Origin of the sequence: Phenylobacterium sp. (assembly GCF_044372605.1) — a bacterium.
GTDB lineage: Bacteria > Pseudomonadota > Alphaproteobacteria > Caulobacterales > Caulobacteraceae > Phenylobacterium.
In genome coordinates, this window is the sequence record NZ_JBILRO010000333.1 from 1 (window position 1) to 2,756 (window position 2,756).

At 65.0% G+C, this 2,756-nt stretch carries 2 protein-coding genes; one reads left to right on the top strand and one right to left on the bottom strand.

Annotated elements, in window-relative coordinates; all coding sequences use genetic code 11:
- Positions 1-1,605: TonB-dependent receptor (locus ACIQ42_RS17775; protein WP_397423559.1), on the top strand; the 1,605-nt coding region annotated here is incomplete at its 5' end.
- Positions 1,606-1,742: 137 nt separating this feature from the next.
- Here ACIQ42_RS17775 and ACIQ42_RS17780 read toward each other — a convergent pair.
- Positions 1,743-2,756 (bottom strand): SPOR domain-containing protein (locus ACIQ42_RS17780; protein WP_397423560.1); only part of this gene is annotated, 1,014 nt, incomplete at its 5' end.

Consider the following 2,756-nt stretch of genomic DNA (forward strand, 5'->3'; position numbering starts at 1 on the left):
CGCCTGCAAACCGACCTCGACGGCACCTCGCGTCAGGCGCCGTTCCTGCTGCCGATCCCGGCGCGCAACCCGGTGACGACCGCTGTCCTCCCGGGCCAGATCACCAATGCCCTCTACTTCCCCCGTCAGCACAACCAGTACGAGGAGGAGGTCTGGTGGTTCTCGAACGAAATCAACATCACCTCGACCACTGATGGGCCCCTGCAGTGGCTGCTCGGGATCTATCAGTTCCGGGAAGGCTCCAACTACACCCTCTCGGATGCGCGTTTCCCCGATGACGCCCGTTTCGAACGGCCCACGACCCAGACCGGCGTTGCGGTGGCGGGCAATCCGCTGCGCCGCTACGCCTATGGCACCTCGGAAAACACCAACGAATCCTACGCCACCTTCGGCCAGATCGACTGGCAGGCCACGGAGACGTTCAAGGTCACGGCGGGGCTGCGTTACACCTACGACCGCAAGCGCTCGTTCGAGGGCGCGCGGCTGTTTTGCCTCTACACCGCCAGCTGCCCGATCAGCACCTTGACCGGCCGCCCGGTGGATATCACCGACGCGGCCGCACCGGGCTTCTCGGTGTTGGCCGGCGTGCCCACTCTCGACCGGTCGGTCGTGGGAGGGGTGACCGGGATCTACACCGACCCCACCACCGGCATCCGCCACCGCCAGCTGGACAACAACTGGAACGCGGTGACCGGCACCTTCGGTATCGACTGGAAACCCGACCCCGACACCCTGGCCTACGCCAAGTACTCACGCGGCTACAAGGCCGGTGGCTTCAACTCCGGCACCACCACTCTCAACACCTTTGTCACCACAGACAAGGAAGAGATTGACGCCTATGAGCTCGGCATCAAGAAGACCATCAATGGCAATCTCCAGATTAATACATCACTGTTTTACTACGACTATCAGAACATCCAGGTTCCAATCTCCTTCTTCAATACCGTCCTGTCAGCGAACCAGACGCAGTTCGTAAATCTGCCCAAGGCGATGAACTACGGCCTGGAAGTGGAAACCGTCTGGCAGCCGATCGAGAACCTGCAGATCCTGGCCAACTACTCCTACCTCAAGGCCGAGGTCCGCGACGGATGCTGCTTCCAGGATCCTGATGACCCGCGTGGCTTGCAGCGCGGCGCCCAGCTCTCGGGCAACACGGCGGCGGCCCTTTCGCCGACCACCGCCACCGGCGCCATCAATACCCAGTCGCTGAACCAGGACCTGAAGGGCCAGTCCCTGCCGTCCTCCACACCGCACCGGGTGACCGTCAACGCCAACTACACCTGGAACCTTGAGCCCGGTAACCTGTCAGCCTCGCTGACCTACGTCTGGCGTGACAAGACCTACTACTCGGTCTTCAACCGCTACTACAGCCAGGCCAAGGCGTTTGGCCAGACAGACGCCCGCCTGCTGTTCAACGACAAGGACCGCAAGTACACCCTGATCGCCTCGATCAAGAACGTGTTCGACCAGCGCGGCTCGGCCGGCATCAGTGGCGCGCGTATCAATAGCCTGACGGCTGTTCAGCCCAACTGGGGCTTCATCAACCAGACGGTCTCCTATGTGCCGCCGCGCAACTACAGCCTGGAACTGCAGTACCGGTTCTGATCGATCTGAGATCCCTACTGCGAACGCCCCGGCCATCCGCCGGGGCGTTTTGCATTGGACGCCGTCACCAGCTGCCGCGCGGCTCAGGGAGACAATTCCGGTGTCGTAATCCGAGCGTCCAGTCGAGGCCGCAGCGGCTACCCGTTGCGCGCCCTCCGGACGAAGCAGGATACCCCGCCGGCTTTCAGGTTGTCGCAGAAGCGCGCGGCTTCAGCGAAATCGGCAAACCCCCCGGCCAGCGCCCGGTGCCAGATGCGCCCGGCCACGTCGGCCTTCTCCACCCAGGTCCGGTGGTCCTGCATTCGATCGGACAGGCTACTCAACAGATTTCGCGCCGCCTGATCGGTCGTCAACGCACCCAGTTGAACCGCTGGGCCCCCGACGCCGGGCGATGAAGGCAGCACGCGCGGCGGCGCGTTGAGCGGGGGCGCCGCCGCGGCGACGACGGCCGGCGCCAGGCTCTCGGCCGGTTTAGGGCTCTCGGCTGGAGGCGGCGGCACGGGGGCGCCTTGGGCCGGCGCGGCATCGATCTGCGCCAGCTTCACGCTTGGGGATCGGAAAGGGCCGGTGAACCCTGGGTCACAGGCTGCGCGCCAGGCGTGTTCCAGCGCCGTGCCGGGCTCCGGCGCCCGCCACGCGGTTTCGGACTCGCGTAGAACCTTGCGGACGCCCAGCAGATTTCGTTCGGAGTATCCCGTCGTCTCGCCAAGCCTGATGCGCCGGTTCTGGCAATCGGCGTTCAGGGAGACGTGCCAGGACATGGCGCCGGTTCGGGCGAATATCTCGGGGTTCAACGCCTCGGCGCGGATCACGATGCGCGGGGACAGTCCGACGCCCGCCGGAAATTTCGAGACGATGGAGGTCACCGCCTGGGGCGTGACCGCCACCACCTGGGAAGGCAGGATATCCGTCTCACGCTGCATCCAGACCAGCAAGGCCTCGCGCTCGAGGGTGGCCGGAAAGGTCGACGTCTGGGCCCAAACCGGCGCGCAAAGTGGCGCCGTCATCGCCACCAGCGCGATCCCGACCCCGACACGAATCTTGTTTCCCGTACCCTGCACCTGCGCAAATTGTTCGCGATGCCGTCGCGATGCAAGCGTCCGCCCCTCACGGGCTGTGGACGGATCGGCGGCCACGGGCCCACGTCGACG